The sequence below is a fragment of the Paenibacillus sp. 2TAB19 genome, from assembly GCF_052115185.1.
Taxonomy (GTDB): domain Bacteria; phylum Bacillota; class Bacilli; order Paenibacillales; family Paenibacillaceae; genus Pristimantibacillus.
The window spans coordinates 38,739-58,393 of record NZ_JBFRGE010000028.1 but is presented as its reverse complement, the minus strand read 5'-3'; the positions used below and the strand labels follow the sequence as shown (position 1 = coordinate 58,393).

At 49.0% G+C, this 19,655-nt stretch carries 19 protein-coding genes; 6 read left to right on the top strand and 13 right to left on the bottom strand.

Annotated features, from left to right (window positions below):
• Nucleotides 1-13 precede the first annotated feature (13 nt).
• The 5 genes from yfkAB to moaA all read right to left on the bottom strand — a co-directional run bounded on the left by yfkAB (nucleotide 14) and on the right by moaA (nucleotide 5,716).
• Nucleotides 14-1,183: a radical SAM/CxCxxxxC motif protein YfkAB gene (yfkAB, locus tag AB4Z33_RS14845; protein WP_442050640.1), complete on the bottom strand. Its 1,170-nt coding sequence runs from the start codon at nucleotides 1,181-1,183 to the stop codon at nucleotides 14-16.
• Nucleotides 1,184-1,470: 287 nt separating this feature from the next.
• Entirely contained in the window at nucleotides 1,471-2,586 is a 1,116-nt protein-coding gene (locus AB4Z33_RS14840; RefSeq protein ID WP_442050639.1) for an HD-GYP domain-containing protein, read from the bottom strand.
• Nucleotides 2,587-2,713: 127 nt separating this feature from the next.
• Nucleotides 2,714-4,177: a bifunctional metallophosphatase/5'-nucleotidase gene (locus AB4Z33_RS14835; protein ID WP_442050638.1), complete on the bottom strand. Its 1,464-nt coding sequence runs from the start codon at nucleotides 4,175-4,177 to the stop codon at nucleotides 2,714-2,716.
• 51 nt (nucleotides 4,178-4,228) lie between these two features.
• Nucleotides 4,229-4,705 carry a hypothetical protein gene (locus tag AB4Z33_RS14830; protein ID WP_442050637.1) on the bottom strand — a complete coding sequence of 159 codons (477 nt, stop codon included), beginning with the start codon at nucleotides 4,703-4,705 and terminating at the stop codon, nucleotides 4,229-4,231.
• 9 nt (nucleotides 4,706-4,714) lie between these two features.
• Nucleotides 4,715-5,716 (bottom strand): GTP 3',8-cyclase MoaA, encoded by a 1,002-nt coding sequence (moaA, locus tag AB4Z33_RS14825; RefSeq protein WP_442050636.1) that lies wholly within the window; start codon nucleotides 5,714-5,716, stop codon nucleotides 4,715-4,717.
• A 221-nt stretch (nucleotides 5,717-5,937) separates the two neighbouring features.
• Here moaA and AB4Z33_RS14820 point away from each other — a divergent pair, with 221 nt between their 5' ends.
• From AB4Z33_RS14820 to AB4Z33_RS14810, 3 genes are all read left to right on the top strand, one after another.
• Nucleotides 5,938-6,672, top strand: a complete 735-nt coding sequence (locus AB4Z33_RS14820; RefSeq protein WP_442050635.1) for a molybdenum cofactor biosynthesis protein — start codon at nucleotides 5,938-5,940, stop codon at nucleotides 6,670-6,672.
• Between the two features lie 26 nt (nucleotides 6,673-6,698).
• A complete protein-coding gene (locus AB4Z33_RS14815) occupies nucleotides 6,699-7,781 on the top strand; it encodes a ThiF family adenylyltransferase (RefSeq protein ID WP_442050655.1) in 1,083 nt (360 codons plus the stop codon).
• A gap of 96 nt (nucleotides 7,782-7,877) precedes the next feature.
• A complete protein-coding gene (locus AB4Z33_RS14810) occupies nucleotides 7,878-8,936 on the top strand; it encodes an HD-GYP domain-containing protein (protein ID WP_442050634.1) in 1,059 nt (352 codons plus the stop codon).
• Nucleotides 8,937-8,999: 63 nt separating this feature from the next.
• Here AB4Z33_RS14810 and AB4Z33_RS14805 read toward each other — a convergent pair whose 3' ends face one another.
• From AB4Z33_RS14805 to AB4Z33_RS14775, 7 genes are all read right to left on the bottom strand, one after another.
• Nucleotides 9,000-9,962 carry a GNAT family N-acetyltransferase gene (locus AB4Z33_RS14805; protein WP_442050633.1) on the bottom strand — a complete coding sequence of 321 codons (963 nt, stop codon included), beginning with the start codon at nucleotides 9,960-9,962 and terminating at the stop codon, nucleotides 9,000-9,002.
• Between the two features lie 118 nt (nucleotides 9,963-10,080).
• Nucleotides 10,081-11,478, bottom strand: coding sequence for a Fe-S cluster assembly protein SufB (sufB, locus tag AB4Z33_RS14800; RefSeq protein ID WP_442050632.1), 1,398 nt, complete (start codon nucleotides 11,476-11,478; stop codon nucleotides 10,081-10,083).
• A gap of 39 nt (nucleotides 11,479-11,517) precedes the next feature.
• On the bottom strand, nucleotides 11,518-11,943 hold the full coding sequence (gene sufU / locus AB4Z33_RS14795) for a Fe-S cluster assembly sulfur transfer protein SufU (protein ID WP_442050631.1): 426 nt from the start codon (nucleotides 11,941-11,943) through the stop codon (nucleotides 11,518-11,520).
• A complete protein-coding gene (locus tag AB4Z33_RS14790; RefSeq protein ID WP_442050630.1) occupies nucleotides 11,930-13,156 on the bottom strand; it encodes a cysteine desulfurase in 1,227 nt (408 codons plus the stop codon). The genes sufU and AB4Z33_RS14790 overlap by 14 nt, the downstream gene beginning before the upstream one ends.
• The gene (gene sufD / locus AB4Z33_RS14785; RefSeq protein ID WP_442050629.1) at nucleotides 13,153-14,460 is read right to left on the bottom strand and encodes a Fe-S cluster assembly protein SufD; all 1,308 of its coding nucleotides are present in this window, start codon (nucleotides 14,458-14,460) and stop codon (nucleotides 13,153-13,155) included. Before sufD ends, AB4Z33_RS14790 begins: the two co-directional genes overlap by 4 nt.
• Nucleotides 14,461-14,481: 21 nt before the next feature.
• Nucleotides 14,482-15,261, bottom strand: a complete 780-nt coding sequence (gene sufC, locus AB4Z33_RS14780) for a Fe-S cluster assembly ATPase SufC (RefSeq protein WP_307205760.1) — start codon at nucleotides 15,259-15,261, stop codon at nucleotides 14,482-14,484.
• Between the two features lie 277 nt (nucleotides 15,262-15,538).
• Complete coding sequence (locus AB4Z33_RS14775) at nucleotides 15,539-16,126, bottom strand: DUF1802 family protein (RefSeq protein WP_442050628.1); 588 nt, start codon at nucleotides 16,124-16,126, stop codon at nucleotides 15,539-15,541.
• Between the two features lie 150 nt (nucleotides 16,127-16,276).
• Between AB4Z33_RS14775 and mtnK the strand changes: the two genes are divergently transcribed.
• Nucleotides 16,277-17,488 (top strand): S-methyl-5-thioribose kinase, encoded by a 1,212-nt coding sequence (mtnK, locus tag AB4Z33_RS14770; protein WP_442050627.1) that lies wholly within the window; start codon nucleotides 16,277-16,279, stop codon nucleotides 17,486-17,488.
• A 24-nt stretch (nucleotides 17,489-17,512) separates the two neighbouring features.
• The gene (gene mtnA, locus AB4Z33_RS14765; protein ID WP_442050626.1) at nucleotides 17,513-18,568 is read left to right on the top strand and encodes an S-methyl-5-thioribose-1-phosphate isomerase; all 1,056 of its coding nucleotides are present in this window, start codon (nucleotides 17,513-17,515) and stop codon (nucleotides 18,566-18,568) included.
• Between the two features lie 88 nt (nucleotides 18,569-18,656).
• Here the strand turns inward: mtnA and AB4Z33_RS14760 are convergent, their stop codons facing one another.
• On the bottom strand, nucleotides 18,657-18,962 hold the full coding sequence (locus AB4Z33_RS14760) for a YunC family protein (protein ID WP_337098967.1): 306 nt from the start codon (nucleotides 18,960-18,962) through the stop codon (nucleotides 18,657-18,659).
• Between the two features lie 161 nt (nucleotides 18,963-19,123).
• Between AB4Z33_RS14760 and AB4Z33_RS14755 the strand changes: the two genes are divergently transcribed.
• Nucleotides 19,124-19,612, top strand: coding sequence for a hypothetical protein (locus tag AB4Z33_RS14755; protein WP_442050625.1), 489 nt, complete (start codon nucleotides 19,124-19,126; stop codon nucleotides 19,610-19,612).
• The last annotated feature ends 43 nt before the right edge of the window (nucleotides 19,613-19,655 follow it).

The following is a 19,655-nucleotide window of genomic DNA, read 5'->3' as shown; positions in this document are numbered from 1 at the left end:
TATAAATTGTCCCTTAATCTAACAAAGCCGTCTTCGTATGAAAGTCTGTATCCTTATAATACATATCCTTGACGAGCAGATTCGGACCACAGCAGCTCGCTGCTGGACAATGGCAATCGACGCTGCGCGCAAGCGAATGATCGAGCCAGCGGTCGAACAAGTCATCCAGCTTGGACGAAGCTATGTTGCCGAAGGCTGGAACGTCCGAGAAGTCCGTTACGAATACGTCGCCCGTGAATAGATTGACATTCAACCGGTTCCGTCCGTCAGGATCGTTCCTAACCGTAACATTCGGCTCAGAGGCCAGTCTCGCAAGCAGCTTTCGTTCTTCTTGGTTATCGCTGCATTGGTAGAAGGGCAAAGTGCCGAAGAGCATCCATATCGATGGATCACGCTTGCTAAGCAGCAGCTCGATCGATTGGCGCATCTGCTCTCTTGTTATGACAGGCAGATCCTTCGCGAACGCGCTTGGATACATCGGATGAACCTCGTGGCGCTTGCAGCCCATTTCAACGATTAGTCTATGAATTTCATCGATTTTATCGAAGGTCCGATAATTAATCATCGACTCCGCGGATACGAGTACGCCCGTCTCGCTTAGACGACGCGCATTGTCAATCATACGATCGTACAGCTTCACTGCAGCTTCCCTTGATACAGCATGACCCGCCTTGGCGAAGCCGATCTGGTGAAAGTCGTCTGCATTCGTATAGTTGAAGGAAATGTGCATAACGTCCAAATACGGCGCAAGCTGCTCATATCTGCTATAAGGCAAAGTAACATTGGAATTGATTTGGGACCGTATGCCGCGGCTGCGCGCATATTGAAGCAGCGGCACCATATAATCGCGAACCGTACGATCGGAGAAGGAAGGCTCGCCGCCAGTAATGCTTATGGTCTCGAGATGCTCGACCTCATCGAGCCTCTCCAGCATCTGCTTAAGCGGCAGCTTATGCGGCTCCGCCATAACAAGCGTATCGCCAACGGCGCAATGCTCGCAGCGCATATTGCATAAATTCGATACCGTCATCTCAACGCTCGTCAATCGATGGCGGCCATGCTGGCGTAAGGAACGGATCGGATCCCACGGATCATTGACCGGGGACAAGGGAGGCAAAACAGCTAACGGGGCGTTCACCTGGCTTATGCTAGTCGTTGTTTGTTGCAATTGAACAGTATTCATCTATATCAGCACCTGACTTAATTGACTGGATTTTATATCTTCATATTAACATATAACAGAATACAAGCTTCGATATGCTTATTATTTCATTGTAATGTCCGATTCCTCAGGAAGCAAGCTTAAGCGTAAACGACTATGAAGATGCCGCAGTCCGCTTGCAGCATTAAGCTCCCAATCCCCTATACTCGATCCTATCAAGCATAACAGGCCAGCCAGAGTATTCTGGCTGGCCTGTTATGACGCAAGACGTCTTATCAGACTCCTGCGTTTCTATATGATCTCGGATGCTAGATCCCTGACACAAGCTTGTCCGTCGGGTCATCATTCACATGTGTGATCATAACCGTCAATTGCTTCGACAAATCGATTTCGTACGGAACGGCCAGCTGCTCTCCTGCCTCGTTGTTCAGCACGCGCACGATTGGCCGGTGCGGATAGGACGAGTTAAGATCGACGACGACCCCTGATTCCCCTGACTGCAGCTTAACGGTAATGCCTATCGGATAGATGGCCACCTTGTCTCGGAACAGCTGGAGCATCTTCTGCTCATATAAAGTTCCTGAGCCTGCATACAGGCGCTCGATCGCGTGATGCGGCAGCATTGGAGCTCGGTATATCCGGTTCGTCGTCATCGCGTCATAGGAATCGACGAGTCCAATCCACTTCGCATAATCATGGATTTCATCGCCCTTAATGCCTCGCGGATAACCGCTTCCGTCCAACCGTTCATGATGCTGGAAGGCGCAATGTGCCACAAGAAGCGGCAAGTTAGGCTCGTCCTTCAGCAGCTCATAACCTATTCGCGCATGCTGCTTCATGGCCTGGAATTCCTCTTCCGTCAGTGAGCCCGGCTTCTTCAGAACATCGATCGATATTTGCGTCTTTCCAATGTCATGCAGAAGCGCGCCCATGCCAAGCGTCATCAGCTCTTCGCGCGAATATCCGTGCGACATGCCGAGCAGCGTGGTATAGACGCACACATTAAGAGAATGCTGGAATAGATAATGGTCGACCGATCCCATATCCATAAGCATAATCATCGCATCCTGATGCCCGGAAAGATCGTCTATAATCATATTCATCATTTGCTTAAAGGGCTGAGCAATATAGGGGTAAGTTACCCCTTTTTTCTTCTTTGGGCGATCCATCATCTCGCGAAAATTCGACTTTATGTCCTTCAAAGCGACACGAATCGTATCTTCACTAATTAATGACGGCAGCACAATGTCATCCGTTCTTGCATCGGATATGTATACGTACTGTATCCCGCACTGCGCCAGGCGGGTTATTAGTCTTTGGGTTAGCTCTATATTCTCTCCGAGAAGCACCATGCCTTCTTGTGAAAATATTTTTTTGGCAAGCTTCATCCCCGGCTCGCATTTTGTAATCGGCACCAAACGCATTTTCTCGATCCTTCCCCCAAATGGTCTCCTCAATACTTTCATCGGAAAAAGCCGTTCGTAATGTTAATGTACGGGAAAAACGGGGATTTCGCAACCATTTTCTTCTATATTATTCGACAGCGACCGATTATAAACGCGTCGACCTCGGATCCGTCGCCACATTATGCCAACGGGTTCTACGGCAATCCGCAATATTTGCGCTGCTTTGCAGTTGATGGGCGATCACGTCGCGAATAAATTCAGGCAAATAATAATCGATAGAGTGCCCGTTCGCAAGCGATTCGTAACCAGCCTTGAAGGTGAACATATCGATCGTTCCTACACGATAGATTCGCTGATCGTCCAACGGTTCTCCATTCACCATCACCGATTGCAGCTTCATGTAATCCGGACAATTGCTGTCATATTCAATTCGCATGCCGTCAACGGCGATATTCCCAAGCACATGTCCGCGAAAGCCGTAGCCCTTGATCGGCTTCTCGATATACTCGGGGAGCAGCGACTGCTCCAGCGCTTCCCGTATATATTTGCCTTCTATACTGATTCTGCAAGGATTGATTGGTGATGGGCATAAGGCATGCAGCTCTCCCGCTGTCACTTCACCTTGCGCAAGACCTCCCAGCAGTTGCCCTGTGTTCACAATACCAATGTCGGCATCCGTCCAGCGGCGCAGTCCAGAAGCAAGCAAATTACATAACGGAGACTCTCGATTCGTAAATGCAGGCAGCGGTTCGTTAAGCACGGTTACGACTTCGCTTAGTCTCTGCCGCCCAGACTCCAGATACGTGCTTATCAGCTCTGCGGCTTCTTGCTGCTCCTCGAATGCGGCTGTCGGTATGACGCTTGCGCGAAAAACAGGCCGATGCGAYAACTCATCCATGCTAATCTCCACTCGGCCGACATACTCGCCGAACTTGCCTGCGGCGCAAATCGTCGTTCCGCAGATTTCGAGAGGCTCTTCCAATAGATGATGCGTGTGCGCCCCTATTATGAGATCGATACCGTCAATGCTCTCCGCCATCTTCTCATCGTACCTAATTCCAAGATGGGACATCACAACAACAACTTGCACCTGTTCCCTTAATAAAGCTGCCTGCTTACGCACAGTCTCTATCGGATCTGCAGCCTCCCAGCCAAGCAAGGAATAAAAATCGGTGTATGCTGTCGTAACGCCAATAAGTCCAATAGACAGACCATTCTTCTCGATTATGGCATGCGGCAGCAGCCATTCGGGAAGCTCTCCTGTCGCTGTCTGTTTCATATTGGCGCAAATAACAGGAAATCCCGCATGATCGCGATACAAGCTCTCAAGTACTTGTATGGAATACGTAAGTCCCTCGTTATTGCCAAGCGTGACAGCTTCATAACCTGCCAAGTTCAATAAAGCCACGTTAACGAGTCCGTCGCTACCTTCTGTCTCGACTCGCATCCGATCGATATGATCGCCGCAATCTATAACGAGTACGGAATCGCTGCCGTATTTACGGCGCTCCTCGGCAATGTAACCCGCTATCTTAGCTGCGTTCTCCAGTCGGCTATGTACATCGTTGCTATGCAGAAGCACAACTTGGGTCTGTATGTTGTTATTCAATGTCGATGCACGCCTCCTCATTACTCCGCTTCAGCGCCATGAAGATCTGCCTTATTTTTTGAACATATCATCCCTGCTAAATGTATGCTTGAAACCGTAACTCGCCTCTTGCTCTGCTTCTGCAGCGCCGCTTGCTTCGCATTCAATACGTATAGTGACGATGCTTTTGACATTCAAGCATTTGCTGCTGCCGTCAGGTACATAGAGACGAATCGGACCGTTCTGCCCGAGCGGCTCGCCGTCCTTCTCGAATAGAACGGCAGCTTGGGTAAGTTGATTCCATGGGATCGTTGCCTCGAATGTATCGACAGCCTCGACCTTCAGGATAGAGGGCAGAACGGGATTTGCTTCTCGATCTTCGCGCAGCGCGAGCCAGTTCATGTACCACGTCAACAGATCGAACGCTTTACCGCTCACCTCAGGCACTCGCTGACCTATGTCGAAGTGTTTCCCGGCGATCTCGGCCATCTGGGTAGCTTCAGTTACCGAATGTCCATAATGGGAATGATATATATTTATTACACGCATAATCGATTATTATCCTCCAATTTGCGACATACGCCGTTCTGTTGGAACATGCGATTGCGCCCCGTCTGCCAGCTTAGCTGCCATCTCGTGATTTTCCGGCTTAACGTCCATCGCCCGCAGGAGAAGCTCCTGCATCGCTTCAGGATTGCCAAGAGCCGTCTTCACGTTCAATTCATCTACCCAGTACAGACATGGTTTAATAGAGCCGTCTGCCGTTAATCTGAGCCTGTTGCAGCTCTTGCAGAAGTGGTCGCTGATTGGATGAATAAGACCGAATGACCCCTTGCCTCCTTCGATTTGCCAATCGTCGGAAGGTCCGTTCCCCTTTATATTCTCCTTGCGCTTAATGTCGTAGCCTTCGGAAGAGGCAATCTCCAATACGCGAGATAGCGGCAAGTACATCTTTTTCCAATTCTCGTCGGCATGACCGATTGGCATATATTCAATGAATCTGACATGAAGCGGCTGTTCGAAGGCAAGCTTCAAGAAATCTGCGATTTCGTCTTCATTGATATCCTTGAGCAGCACACAATTCAGCTTAATGGGGTCGAAGCCCACCGCGCCTGCCGCTTCAATTCCTTCCATAACCCGCTTGAGCTCACCGCGCCTAGCGATAAACTTGAACCTCGTATGATCGAGAGTATCGAGGCTAATGTTGACGCGGTTCAGACCGGCCTTCTTAAGCGCTTCTGCTTGCTTCGCCAAAAAGATGCCGTTCGTTGTCAAAGCTATATCGCGAATGCCGGGAATGTCGGCAAGACGCTTAACTAAGCCGTCAAGGCCAGGGCGCACTAATGGCTCTCCGCCTGTAATGCGTAATTTGGATATACCAAGCGAGGCGCCGGCACGGGCAACCTMAACAATATCGTCATAAGAAAGCAGGTTTGAGGATTCCGTAAACTCGACGCCTTCCTCGGGCATGCAATATAAGCAGCGCAAATTACAGCGATCCGTAACGGATATGCGCAAATAATCATGTACGCGTCCAAAGCGGTCTATTAATTCAGGCATATCTCTCCCACTCCTCCAGTGTTTGTGCAACAAACACACTTCGTAAGCATTCGCTTAGTGATTGTGTAACAAACACACCTCGTAAGCATTCGCTTAGTGTTTGCGAAGCAAACACACGTCGTAAGCATCCGCTTATCTATCTATGTATCAGCATAACATTTTTTCGTGAATTATGATATTCTATAAACAACTTCAACCTATACCATGAGAGGTTTTGTGACATGACATATACGTGGACCATACAATTATTCGCAGGATTACCAGAGCGTTTCGGCGTCTCTTCCATAAAGGTTCAGCATGATGCAGAAGCGGTTACTGCCGCTGAACTGAAGCAACTGCTTGCCGCTGCATATCCTGAACATGCCAATCTAATTTCAATTTCATTCCTCGCTTGCAACCATTCATATGCCGCAGATCATTCGACCATGCACGCGTCGGACGAGCTTGCCCTTCTCCCTCCTGTATCGGGCGGAGAAGAGCCTGCAAGCATAACAGCAACCAACCAAGAGCTATACGTCATAACATCTGATCCGATAAGCGAGGGCGATGTGATAGCCAAAGTTATTGTCCCCGCGCATGGCGCCAGCCTGGCTTTTGTCGGCACGACACGTGAATGGACACAAGGACAGCGGACGGTTAGGTTAGAGTACGAGGCCTATGCACCGATGGCTGTAGCAACAATGAAGCAGATTGGCGATGAGATTGCGCAGCGCTGGCCGGGAGCACTATGCGCGATCAGTCATCGGATCGGCGTAGTCGGCCTTGCCGAGACAAGTGTCGTTATCGCGGTATCCGCACCTCATCGAGGAGACTGCTATGACGCCAGCCGATATGCGATTGAACGGCTGAAACAAATTGTACCGATATGGAAAAAAGAAATATGGGAGGACGGCTCCGAGTGGAAAGGCCACCAGCTTGGCCCTTGGAATCCAACCGTGCCTTTAACGGATTATTAGAAGGAGTATATGCCCGCATGAACGATATGAACGCTGCTATTAATGATGCTAACCGTGATCGGGCTGCTTCTGCTTCCCAGACAACTAGCCGATATGCTAGACAAATACGATATGCGCCAATCGGCGCTTCAGGACAACATTCGATCAACGAGAGCCGTGTTGCCATCGTCGGGATGGGAGCGCTTGGCTGCGTCATCGCCTCCCACCTCGTTCGCTCTGGCGTTGGACATGTGCGTATTATCGATCGTGACATCGTCGAATGGAGCAATCTGCAGCGCCAGATGCTTTATACGGAAAGAGACGTTCAGCAGCTTCTACCGAAGGTAGAGGCCGCCGCCGTTCATCTGCGCGAGATTAACAGCTCTATTGTCATTGAACCTATTGTGGCCGATGTCACACCGCTCAATGCAGAGCAACTGCTCTCTAATATGCAGCTCATTATTGACGGAACCGATAACTTCAGCATTCGCTACTTACTTAATGACATAAGCGTAAAACATAACATTCCATGGATCTATGGAGGTGCTGTAGGCGCTTCCGGCATGACTATGACGATTATGCCTGGCGACTCCCCTTGTTATCGCTGCTTATTTCCGGAGCCGCCTGCACCTGGCATGACGGACACCTGTGAGACAGCTGGCGTTCTGTCCCCGATTATCGATATTATCGCTTCTGTCCAAGCGAGCGAAGCAATAAAGTTGTTATCAGGCAACGAACAGGCGCTTCACCGCACATTATTTCAAGTCGATCTATGGAATCATGCTTGGATGCCTGTAGGCCTAGCTGGCGCTCGAAAAAACGAATGTCCAACATGCGGTCAGCATCACTACCCTTTCTTAGAGGAGAACGGAGCAGAAACCGCCGCCGCAACGCTATGCGGACGTCATACCGTTCAGATAACGCCAGGTAAACCGGCAAACTTGGACTTGGAGCAACTTAAACTTAGGCTCGCTCCGGCAGGCCGTACGACCTATAATCGATACCTCCTGCGAGTTGAACTGCCAGAAGGACTGACTTTTGTGCTATTTAGCGATGGCAGAGCGCTTGTTCAAGGCACCGATGAGTTGTTGAAGGCAAAGTCGGTTTATGCTGAATTACTAGGAGTTTAGTCTTATTTACAAGTTCCTCATATTGCCATTCTATCGAATCATTGCTACTATTGTAGGTATATTCGTACAAACAATATACTAATCAGAGGTGTCTTAATGAGGGTTCAAGTCATAGATTTGAATGAGGGAGACGTACTAAGCCGGGATACTTTCAACAATTTTGGGCTCCATGTTCTTTCCAAGGGGACGACGCTGCAACGCTATGACATTGCTAGGCTTATCCAGCATCAGATTGATTATGTTGACATTAACGATAAACCAGCAACTCAAACTCAGACCTCTAGAACGATTGAATCTACTACTAGTCCGAAATGGCTGCCCACTGTCGAGCCTATATACAAAACCGCTGTAAGTAAATTCGAAACCCTTTTTTCGAAAGCGCTTAACGACGGAGAAGTAGACCATGATGAAGTTACCGCTACGCTTCAGCCGCTTCTAAGCAACCTGCAACTTGAGCGCGACGTCGTATCGATGCTGTTGCTTCTAAATACGAGCGATGATTATACATATCAACATTCCGTACAAGTCGGCATGTTATCGTACTATCTTGCCACTTGGGTCGGATATGACAATAAAGAATCCCTTCAGATCGGCAAAGCTGGATTTCTCCATGATATCGGCAAATGCCGGATCGATTTAGACATCCTAAACAAACCTTCCAAGCTCACGAAAGACGAGTTCGACRAAGTAAAGAAACATACGCTATATGGTCATGAAATTATTAGTAAGTCGTTCGACGAACCTTATCTCGCCGTCAGCGCTCTTCAGCACCATGAGCGTGTCGATGGCAGCGGATATCCGCATGGCTTAAAAGGTGAAGAAATTCATCCCGTTGCAAAAATCATTTCTGTCGTCGATATATATAGCGCGATGATTTCAGAGCGAGTGTACCAGCAAAGACGTGATTTGTTCGACGTCCTCAAGGAGCTGTACAACATGAGCTTCGCAGAACTGGACGCTTTCACGACACACATCTTTATCAAACATATGATTCCGAACTTTATCGGCAAGAAGGTTGAGCTGGTAACCGGAGAGATTGGCGTCATTGTGATGACCCACCCGACCGAGTTCTTCCAGCCTCTTATCCGCATCGACGAGCACTTCATCGATCTAACCGTCGAACGCGGCTATGAGATTAAACAAGTGTACCTGTAAGAGCATAAAAATCAATAAGCGCAGCTAGGATGCCAATCGGCATTCGAGCTGCGCTTTGCTTTGTCACATTATACTATGATGCTCATATATTTTGCTTGGACGTCCCCACTCGAACTGGCTAATTCCGATTTCACGGAAACCATACTTCTCATAATATCCAATATGATCCGTAGTTAAGTACACCTTTTCATAGCCGAGCTGCCCTGCCGTTTTTCTTCCGTGTTGCAGCAGCAGCGCTCCTAATGCCTGTCCTCGCTCGCTTTTGTCAATGAATAGCGGTCCAATCCAAGGTGATAAATCTTTTCTGACTAGATATTCCTGTTCATTCAATTGATAAAAGCCGATAATCCGCTCGTTCCGGAACATTAATAACGTCAACGGTAAACCATTTGCTGTTGCTAAGCTTTGTTCCAATTGGTTTATCGCGATATCCTTTACGCCGGGCCAAGCTTCAGATACATAATTGATGAACGCGTCTCGATGTTCTGGGAACTCTTTAATAGACTGGATTACAATACTTTCAAGCGAGTTTACATTCATTGCAGTCGAAGCCGCGTAAATTTTCGTTTTCACACCATTAAATATGAAACCGTCAGATAGCCGGGACCAGCCGTATTTTTCGTAATAGCCTTCCAAATCGGTGCAAAGATATAGGTAGTCATGTCCCTTCTTTCTCGTTTCGTGAAGGGCGTGCTCCAGCAATTTGGCCCCCCTATTCTCCCCTCTGTATTCCGGAACGACATACAAACAGGCTAGCCATGGAAATAGATCTTGGCGGCTAATTAAATCATTTCTCAACAATGCGTAAGTGCCGATGATTGAATCGTTCTCCAAAGCAATATAAAATCGCGGCAGCTGGCTGTCAGTTGTCATTGAATGAAGCATACAGTCGTAATAAAAATGAAAATTTTCATTGCTTCCCCACTGGCTCCAAAATAGGTGGACGGCTTCTTCAAACCGTTCCGCTTTTTCATTAAGCTCGTATACTTGGAACAAGGTATCACTCCGATTCGGTTTTTCTTTCAAGTATACGTTTATGCCCGGAGCAATCAAATGGAAAAGTTAATTATAGTTAATTAAAACGAAAATATCGCAAAAAAACCGTCCCCTCGCGAAGAGGGGACGGTTCATTGGTATAGTCTTATTAACCGATCGAGCCTTCCATCTCGAACTTAATGAGACGGTTCATCTCTACCGCGTATTCCATCGGCAGTTCTTTCGTGAATGGCTCGATGAAGCCCATAACGATCATTTGCGTAGCTTCCGCTTCGCTAAGACCGCGGCTCATCAAGTAGAACAATTGATCCTCGGACACCTTCGACACCGTTGCTTCATGCTCAAGCGTGATGTTGTCGTTGAAGATCTCATTGTATGGAATCGTATCGGAAGTGGATTCGTTATCAAGGATAAGCGTATCGCACTTGATGTTCGCTTTCGCTCCGTCGGAGTTGCGTCCGAACGATGCAAGACCGCGGTACGTTACTTTACCGCCGTGTTTACTTATCGACTTGGAAATAATCGTCGAGCTTGTGTCAGGTGCCAGGTGAGTCATCTTAGCGCCTGCATCCTGATGCTGGCCTTTGCCTGCAACGGCGATCGACAATACCATGCCTTTCGCGCCGCGGCCGCGCAATACGACTGCCGGGTATTTCATCGTCAGCTTGGAGCCGATGTTGCCGTCTACCCATTCCATCGTTGCGTTCTCGTCCGCTACTGCACGTTTCGTTACAAGGTTGTAGATGTTCGGCGCCCAGTTTTGGATCGTCGTGTAACGAACGCGAGCGTTCTTCTTGCAAAGAATCTCAACAACTGCGCTATGCAGCGAGTTCGTGCTGTACACAGGTGCTGTACAGCCTTCTACGTAGTGAACGGAGCTGTCTTCGTCGGCAATAATAAGCGTACGCTCAAATTGGCCCATATTTTCGGAGTTAATCCGGAAATATGCTTGAAGAGGAATTTCACACTTCACGCCTTTCGGAACGTAGATAAAGCTGCCGCCCGACCATACCGCACTGTTAAGCGCCGCAAACTTGTTATCGTTCGGAGGAATGATCGTACCGAAATATTCTCTCAACAGCTCAGAATGCTCGCGAAGCGCCGTATCCGTATCCGTGAAGATAACGCCTTGCTTCTCAAGATCCTCTTGCATGCTGTGGTAGACAACCTCGGACTCGTATTGAGCCGATACGCCTGCAAGGAACTTCTGTTCCGCTTCAGGAATACCAAGCTTGTCGAACGTTTCCTTAATTTCCGAAGGAACCTCTTCCCACGTCTTGCCTTGTTTCTCCGAAGGCTTAACGTAGTATTGAATGTCTTCGAAGTCCAGATCGTCCATGTTGCCGCCCCATTTAGGCATTGGCATCTTATTGAATTGCTCCAGCGACTTCAAGCGGAATTCAAGCATCCATTCCGGTTCGTTCTTCATCTCCGAAATCGTACGTACGATTTCCGGCGTCAAGCCTTTACCCGATTGGAAAACTGCTTTATGCTCATCACGGAAGCCATACTTATACTCTTCCATTTCCGGCATTGATTTTGCCATCGTATTCACTCTCCTCTTTCATTTCGGGATTTTGTATCCTTAATGCTGCTCGTTCTCGATCCCTTTGCGCAGCGCGTTCCAAGCAAGTGTTGCACACTTGATCCGTGCCGGGAATTTATTGACACCCGACAACGCCTCAATATCCTCAAGCTCTTCGAACTCGACCTCTTGGCCCTTCATGAGACCGGAGAAACGTTCCGCCATGTTAAGCGCTTCGTCGAACGACTTGCCCTTGACGGCTTCCGTCATCATCGATGCGGAGCTCATGCTGATCGAACAGCCCTCGCCCGTATACTTAGCATCAACGACTTTACCGTTCTCTACTTGCAGCTGCAACGAAATTCGGTCGCCGCAGGTTGGGTTATTTAGGTTGATCGTAACCGCCTCATCGTTCATTGTTCCGCGGTTGCGTGGATTTTTATAATGATCCATTATGACTCTGCGATACAAATCATCCAATTGCATGACCGAAGAACTCCTTTGTTTGGATTAATGCTTCGGCTAAGCGGTCAACATCCTCTTCGGTATTGTATATATAGAAGCTTGCTCTAGCCGTTGCCGAAACATTCAGCCAGCGCATAAGCGGCTGGCAGCAATGATGGCCAGCGCGTACCGCAATCCCTTTGGAATCAAGTACCGTAGCGACATCATGCGGGTGAACATCTTCAAGGTTGAAGGTGACTAGACCGACTCGGTTTGTCTTAGGCCCGTACAGCTCAATGCCTTCCATCCTGGACAGCTTCTCGTAAGCATAAGCAGCAAGATGCTTCTCATGTTTATCGATATTGTCCATTCCGATTTCATTCAGGAAGTCGATTGCTGCGCCAAGTCCGACTGCACCGGCAATAATCGGTGTGCCGCCCTCGAAGCGGTAAGGAATATCCTTCCACGTCGATTCGTACAGATCTACGAAGTCAATCATCTCGCCGCCGTACTCGATCGGCTCCATGCCCTCAAGCAGCTTCTTCTTGCCGTACAGAGCGCCGATGCCCGTAGGTCCGCACATTTTGTGGCCGGAGAACGCATAGAAATCAACGTCCAAATCCTGTACGTCCACTTTCTTATGCGGCGTGCTTTGTGCGCCGTCAACGACCATGATCGCGCCGTTGCGATGCGCAATCTGAGCCAGTTCCTTAATCGGATTCACTACGCCAAGCACGTTCGATACGTACGTGACGGATACGACTTTTGTGTTAGGCGTAATCGTCTTCTCGGCATCCTCCAGCGAGATCGTGCCGTCAGGCTGAAGCGGAATATACTTGAGCGTCGCGCCTGTAGCTTTCGCTGCTTGCTGCCACGGAATCAAGTTGCTGTGATGCTCCATTGGCGTAATGACGATTTCGTCGCCTTCGCCGAAGACGGAACGGGCATAGCTTGAAGCAACCAAATTAAGTGCCGTCGTCGTACCCCGCGTGAAAATAATTTGTTCCGCAGCGCCGGCATTTAGCAATGCCGCCACCTTCTCGCGCGCTCCCTCATAAGCGTCGGTTGCTCTCGAACCGAGCGTATGCACGCCGCGATGAACGTTCGCGTTATCCAGCTCGTAATATCGTTTAACCGCATCAATGACGGAACGCGGCTTCTGGGAAGACGCCGCGCTATCCAGGTAAACGAGCGGATGCCCGTTTACCTCTTGATGCAATATCGGGAACTGCTCCCGAATMGCATTTATATTCATCCCTCTAGCTTCCTTTCGAGCAAACGCTGAAGCTGCTCGCGTACCGCCTCGACCGGAATTTCCGATACGACCGGAGCCAAGAAACCGTAAATAATTAATCGTTCAGCGTCCTGCTTAGATATACCGCGAGACATCAGATAATAGACCATCTCTGGGTTAACTTGCCCTACGCTTGCTGCGTGACCAGCTGTAACATCGTCTTCATCGATGAGCAGGATCGGATTCGCGTCGCCGCGCGCTTTCGGGCTCAACATGAGAACTTTCTCGGTTTGAACGCCGTTGGCTTTCGTTGCGCCGTGCTCAATCTTCGTAATGCCGTTGATGATCGCCGAAGCGGAATCTTTCATAACCGCGCGCGTTACCATGTCGCTGTCCGAGCTTTTGCCGAAATGAACGGCTTGTGTCGTCAAGCTCATTTGCTGAGCGCCGGTTCCTACGCTGATTACTTTCGCGTCGGATGTTGAGGCTTTTCCTTTCAGCACCGACTTCGTATCCGATACGGTGTTGCCGTCGTTCAGGTCGCCGATAATCCATTCCATCCGGCCGTCATTTTCGATTACGGCACGGCGGATAGACATATCCACGCCCGTCTCGCCCATATGATGAATGGAGCCGAAACGAACATGCGCCCCTGCTTTAACGAATACTTCGACAACCGAAGGATGCATGAACGGCGCGGATGCCGCACCTGGTTCAGATACTACGGAATCGACATAAGTTACACGGCTATGCGTGTCTGCAACGATCAGAATATGCGGTGCAAATGTAGCAGCTGCATTGTCGTTGAACAGAATCGCTTGCAGAGGAATTTCCACCTCTACATTCTTAGGCACGTATACGAATACGCCGCCGTTCCATAGTGCTGCATGCAATGCAGTCAATTTGTCTTCGTTCTTCGCTACTGCTTGGAACAGATATTGTTGAACGAGCTCGCCATGCTCTTTGCATGCCGTCTCGAGATCTGTGAAAATAACGCCTTTGCTAGCAAGCTCTTGCGAGAATTGCTTCCATACGACGCCGGAATTGCGTTGTACGAGCAAGTTCTCCGTGCCTTCTGCAATCAATTCGCGTACGACTGTCGGCAATTCGCCGATCGAAGCCGCCGGTGATGGCTGCTCATAGTTGCCTACCGCTGTCAGGTTCCAGCGCTCAATGCGCACCTTCTCTGGTTTCGGCCAGCCAAGTGTTCCAGCCAATTCAGCCGCTTCGCCGCGCAATGCCACGAGCCAGTTCGGCTCGCCTTTGCTGCTTGCCAGCGCTTCAGCAGACTGACGAGTGGCTCCCGTAGATAGTTCTGTACTCATCCGTTTTGCCCCCTTCTCCGCTTAAGCCTGGCCTACAGTTTCGTCAACAATGCCAAGTTCTTCTTTAACCCAATCATAACCTTCGTTCTCCAAACGCTCAGCAAGCTCAGGACCGCCGGATTTAACGATGCGGCCTTGCATCATAACGTGAACGAAATCAGGTTTGATGTAGTTAAGCAGGCGCTGATAGTGAGTGATGATCAAGAAACCGCGATCTTCGGAACGCATTGCGTTCACGCCGTTCGAAACGATGCGAAGAGCATCGATATCAAGACCGGAGTCAATTTCGTCAAGTACGACGATCTTCGGATCAAGCAGCATCATTTGCAAAATTTCGTTACGTTTTTTCTCGCCGCCGGAGAAACCTTCGTTCAAGTAACGGTGAGCGAACTCGGGATTCATTTCGAGTTCTTTCATTTTGCCTTCCATTTTGCGAATGAACTTAATGAGCGAAATTTCGTTTCCTTCGCCAAGACGCGCGTTAAGCGCGCTGCGCAAGAAATCGGAATTCGTAACGCCTGGAATTTCGCTAGGGTATTGCATAGCGAGGAACAAGCCCGCAAGAGCGCGCTCGTCAACGCCCATTTCAAGCAGATCTTCGCCGTCAAGCGTAGCAGAGCCGCCAGTTACTTCATATTTAGGATGTCCCATAAGAGCGGACGCCAATGTACTTTTACCTGTTCCGTTAGGACCCATGATCGCGTGGATTTCTCCACCTTTGATCTCAAGGTTAATGCCTTTCAAAATTTCTTTTCCTTCGATCTCAGCTTTCAAGCCGTCGATGACAAAATGCGTTGCCATAATATCTTTACCCCTCCAAGGTTGGTTTATTTGAAAATATAGGAAAGCATAAGTTTGACTCTTAAACTTACTCCTACATTTCACCGCGAAACGAAAGCCTATGCCGCTTAAGGACGGCAACAGCCGTTACAATTGTGTAGTCACTTCCGTAAAAAGACAAGCCTGTCTATTATAGAGTGATTCTCACTGATTCTCAATAATCATTTTAATATAATTTTAGTTATAAATCAACGTAAGTTAGCCATCGAGCGTGACTTCGCATATTTTTTTGTCGAACCTATGCTAAAGCGGCCCTTATTTGATCCAATTCCGACTGGAACTTGTCATCGTCTACGACCGGTTTCATCGAAGCAGGACGGAGCTCGGCGTTCCCCTCCAGTTTTACCCAAGATTTGCACCCATTATAAGCAGGCTGCATCGGAAGTTTAAGCGGCTCATCCAGCTTGTAGACGCGCATAATCAGAAGATGCAGCGGTTTCGTCTTCTTCCACTTCAGCCGTTCTTCGGCAAAGCCGTCCGTCCATATGTGAAAATCGCGCAGCTTATTCAACGTTTCTTGATCCGTTATCTCGATGTCCTCCGCAACTTCTGCGTAAGCTTCAAGAGTAATCGTCTCCATCTCCGGAGTCCAGTCCTTCAAGGTCTCGTCCAACTGCTCTTCATACCCTGGCTTCAGCAAATGCTTCTTCTGATGCTCGTATGCGGGCATTAAGTAGAAGCTTGGGCTGATCAGCTGAAAGTCGCGAGTTTCTTCCACGATTCCGCCTTTGCGCATCACGATGATTTGCTCTCCCTCGGCCAATGCCTTCACCGATACGGCCCATTCCTTGAGGGCGACCGGCTGCAGCTCATTGCTCTCTGTCATTATCCATCATCCACCTGTCTGCTCTAGATTTGACACTATTATATCAAAGGTAGGTATTCCATGGCGAAATAATATCCTATATACTATGTGGAGATGATTACTTGGCATTTATGCTTGACCTTATAAACCTATATTCGGAGGTGGACAGCCATGTCTGCATATCACCCTTTAAATGAACAAGAAGCGATTCAGATATCCCGTTCGATTGAAGGCTTTTTTCCACAGGAAGCAGAACTTAGCTGCCGCGAGATTGGCGACGGCAACTTGAATCTTGTCTTTCACATTACCGATAGCGTCAGCGGCAAAAGCCTCATTATGAAGCAAGCGCTGCCGTATGCCAAGGTCGTAGGCGAATCATGGCCGCTCACGCTGGACAGAGCGCGCATCGAGAGCGAGAAGCTTATCCTCGAGGCGAAGCTTGCTCCGGGACTCGTGCCGACCGTGTATAAATACGATTCTGATCTCGCACTTACAATCATGGAAGATCTAAGCGATCATGTTATTATGCGTCAAGGCTTAATCAACGGTACGCGATATCCGAAGTTCGCTGACGATATTTCGACGTTCATGGCTCGCACCTTATTTTTCACATCGGATCTCGGTATGAATCAACAAGATAAGAAAAATCAGGTGAAGTCGTTTATTAATCCGGATTTGTGCAAAATAACGGAAGACCTCATATTCGACGATCCTTATACCGTATCGTCCAACAACAGCTTCGATCCTGCAATTGCCGACGCCGCAGAAGGGCTGACGAAGGATAGCGAGCTTCATTTGGAAGTCGCGATCCTGCGTGACAAGTTCCTAACGAACGCTCAAGCACTGCTGCATGGCGATCTGCATACAGGCAGTATATTCGTAACTCCTGAATCAACGAAGGTCATCGATCCGGAATTCGCTTATTATGGTCCAGTCGGCTTCGATGTCGGCGCTGTCATCGCGAATCTGCTGCTCAACTATGCCGGACAAGAGCATTGGTTGTCCGATGAAGCTGAACGTGCAGACTACCGCCAATATTTAATTACCTCCATCATCGATATTTGGAATCAGTTCGAGTCGAAGTTCCGTGCCTTGTGGAATGAGAATGGCGTCGACAGACTTGCTAATTCCGCAACAGGCTATCAAGATTATTATATGAACCGGCTCCTTCAGGACGCCGTCGGCTTCGCTGGCTGCAAGATGGTTYGCCGTATCGTAGGTCTTGCGCATGTAGCCGATATTGATCGTATACCGAATAATACTACTCGCGAGAAAGCGCAGCGCCTTGCGCTGGCAATCGGCACAACGCTAATTCGCGGCAACCGTCAGACGCAATCGATCGAACAAGCTATTGATGCCGCGCTAACTGCCGCAAACAAATGAAAGAAGCAGAGAGGAATTAACAGCATGACTACAAATACAGCTTTGCAATCCGTTATATGGACAGAGGATCGGCTTGATTTGCTCGATCAACGTCTGTTGCCTGAAGAAATCGTGTATCTGCCGCTTACAACATCAGAGGACGTATGGGAAGCGATCCGTCACCTTAAAGTACGCGGTGCGCCAGCTATCGGCATAAGCGCTGCTTACGGGGTAGTGCTCGGCAGCCGTGATGCGGACTCCGTTCAGACTTGGCTCGCTGCCGTTAATAAGGAAGCTGAATACCTTGCAACTTCCCGTCCTACGGCAGTCAATCTATTCTGGGCGCTTGATCGCATGAAAGCTGCTGCGGCAGCATTCGCCGGTCAAGAGCTTTCGCTTGCTGCATGCAAGGAAGCGCTGTTGACAGAAGCCATCGCGATTCAGAGTGAAGACGAGGAGACGAACCGACTGATCGGCGAGCATGCACTCTCTTTGTTCAAAGACGACATGGGCGTACTGACGCACTGCAACGCAGGTGGACTTGCAACTGCCAAGTACGGCACGGCGCTTGCTCCATTCTATTTAGCTCTTGAGAAAGGCATTACGCTTCGCGTATTCGCCGACGAGACTCGCCCCGTTCTGCAGGGCGCCCGCCTTACCGCATTCGAGCTTCAGCAAGCAGGCGTTGATGTAACGCTTATCTGCGATAATATGGCCGGCATGATCATGGCCAAAGGCTGGGTCGACGCCGTCATCGTCGGTACAGACCGCGTAGCTGCCAACGGCGACGTAGCCAACAAAATCGGCACATACAGCGTAGCTGTACTGGCGAAGGCGCATGGCATTCCGTTCTATGTCGCTTGCCCGTTGTCGACGATTGATCTGAACACGCCTACGGGCGCTGAGATTCCAATCGAAGAGCGCAACGCCGAGGAAATTACAGAAGGCTTCGGTAAACGCACGGCTCCGAAAGGGGTCAAAGTTTACAATCCAGCCTTCGACGTTACGCCTAATGAATATGTAACTGCGATTATTACCGAGAAGGGTATCATTCAGGCTCCGTACGGTGACAATTTGCGCAAACTGTTCGAACAAGCGTGAGAACAAACAACCCCGGTTCGCTTTCCCTCCCTTCGATGGGTACGAGCGTGCCGGGGTTTTCTTCATCAATAAGGCCAAATATGTTTAATTACAGCATAAGACGGAGTGCATCCGATCCTTTCATACCGGCAACGATCCCGAGCTTCTCGGCCGTGAACGTTACAGATTCGAGCGGCGCTTCCATCAGCTCTTCCAATGTTCGAACGCCGACAGCGCGGCCTGCAATGATTTCTCGGGTTTTCAATCGTTCGTTCAATAGCGCGACATCAAGCGCGCCGCACATGATATATCCTTTATCTGTCGTTATTGCGAGCAGGTTTGTTTTGGGCAAATTAACTTCAACGCCAAGCACGGTTTCGCCATTTTCGAGCGTAAATGGAATCATTCGCATCATACTGGATCCACCCCCTTCATCCACGTCTTTAGAGGCATAAGTCTGCATCCACATTATATGCATCTTGCAAGCGAGAGCCACCCGATAAATGCTCATTTTATGACTACATGAACGATCGATTTGGTGGTATATTAGAGATATCATTTTCGTACGGAGGGTTTATGAAAAAACCACTTACATCCACTGATAAATCATCCTTCATTTTCCAAATTGAAGTACTTGTAGAGGGAACGACGAACGGCGAAGCGCTCGAACAGCTGTTGCGTCAACTCAATAATGGAGAGTTCCTCGATTATAAGGTCCAATCCGGCATTCAGCTTGGACAAATGCTCGAGGAACGCAAAGCAGCTTCGACAACGCAGCAGTCGATACCGATTCAGCTCCCACTCCAGGAGAAGCCGAAGAGCATGCCTCCGATAACTAATTCTGAAAGCGTTAATTACGGGCTTGAGCGTATTAAACAAATCATTAAGAACAACTCCCTCATCCGACTCGTCGTCAACAAAGGACTTGGCATCACGCTTAATATTCCTTGCCGAATACTCAACATGAACGAGAGTGAGAACTTAATTACTGTCTACCATGTCGATGAGAAGCAAGTCTATACGTTCCGATTAAATGAGATTGAAGATTATAAGGAGCAAGCTTAATTCTCGTAGAAAAAAACAAATCCCCGTACATCGCGCTGCGTAT

What these genes read in the sequence shown, in the direction of transcription:
- yfkAB (WP_442050640.1), bottom strand. Translation starts at nt 1,183, where the DNA reads ATGAATACTGTTCAATTGCAACAAACAACGACTAGCATAAGCCAGGTG.
- AB4Z33_RS14840 (WP_442050639.1), bottom strand. Translation starts at nt 2,586, where the DNA reads ATGCGTTTGGTGCCGATTACAAAATGCGAGCCGGGGATGAAGCTTGCC.
- AB4Z33_RS14830 (WP_442050637.1), bottom strand. Translation starts at nt 4,705, where the DNA reads ATGCGTGTAATAAATATATATCATTCCCATTATGGACATTCGGTAACT.
- AB4Z33_RS14820 (WP_442050635.1), top strand. Translation starts at nt 5,938, where the DNA reads ATGACATATACGTGGACCATACAATTATTCGCAGGATTACCAGAGCGT.
- AB4Z33_RS14815 (WP_442050655.1), top strand. Translation starts at nt 6,699, where the DNA reads ATGAACGCTGCTATTAATGATGCTAACCGTGATCGGGCTGCTTCTGCT.
- sufB (WP_442050632.1), bottom strand. Translation starts at nt 11,478, where the DNA reads ATGGCAAAATCAATGCCGGAAATGGAAGAGTATAAGTATGGCTTCCGT.
- sufU (WP_442050631.1), bottom strand. Translation starts at nt 11,943, where the DNA reads ATGCAATTGGATGATTTGTATCGCAGAGTCATAATGGATCATTATAAA.
- sufD (WP_442050629.1), bottom strand. Translation starts at nt 14,460, where the DNA reads ATGAGTACAGAACTATCTACGGGAGCCACTCGTCAGTCTGCTGAAGCG.
- sufC (WP_307205760.1), bottom strand. Translation starts at nt 15,261, where the DNA reads ATGGCAACGCATTTTGTCATCGACGGCTTGAAAGCTGAGATCGAAGGA.
- AB4Z33_RS14775 (WP_442050628.1), bottom strand. Translation starts at nt 16,126, where the DNA reads ATGACAGAGAGCAATGAGCTGCAGCCGGTCGCCCTCAAGGAATGGGCC.
- mtnA (WP_442050626.1), top strand. Translation starts at nt 17,513, where the DNA reads ATGACTACAAATACAGCTTTGCAATCCGTTATATGGACAGAGGATCGG.
- AB4Z33_RS14760 (WP_337098967.1), bottom strand. Translation starts at nt 18,962, where the DNA reads ATGATGCGAATGATTCCATTTACGCTCGAAAATGGCGAAACCGTGCTT.
- AB4Z33_RS14755 (WP_442050625.1), top strand. Translation starts at nt 19,124, where the DNA reads ATGAAAAAACCACTTACATCCACTGATAAATCATCCTTCATTTTCCAA.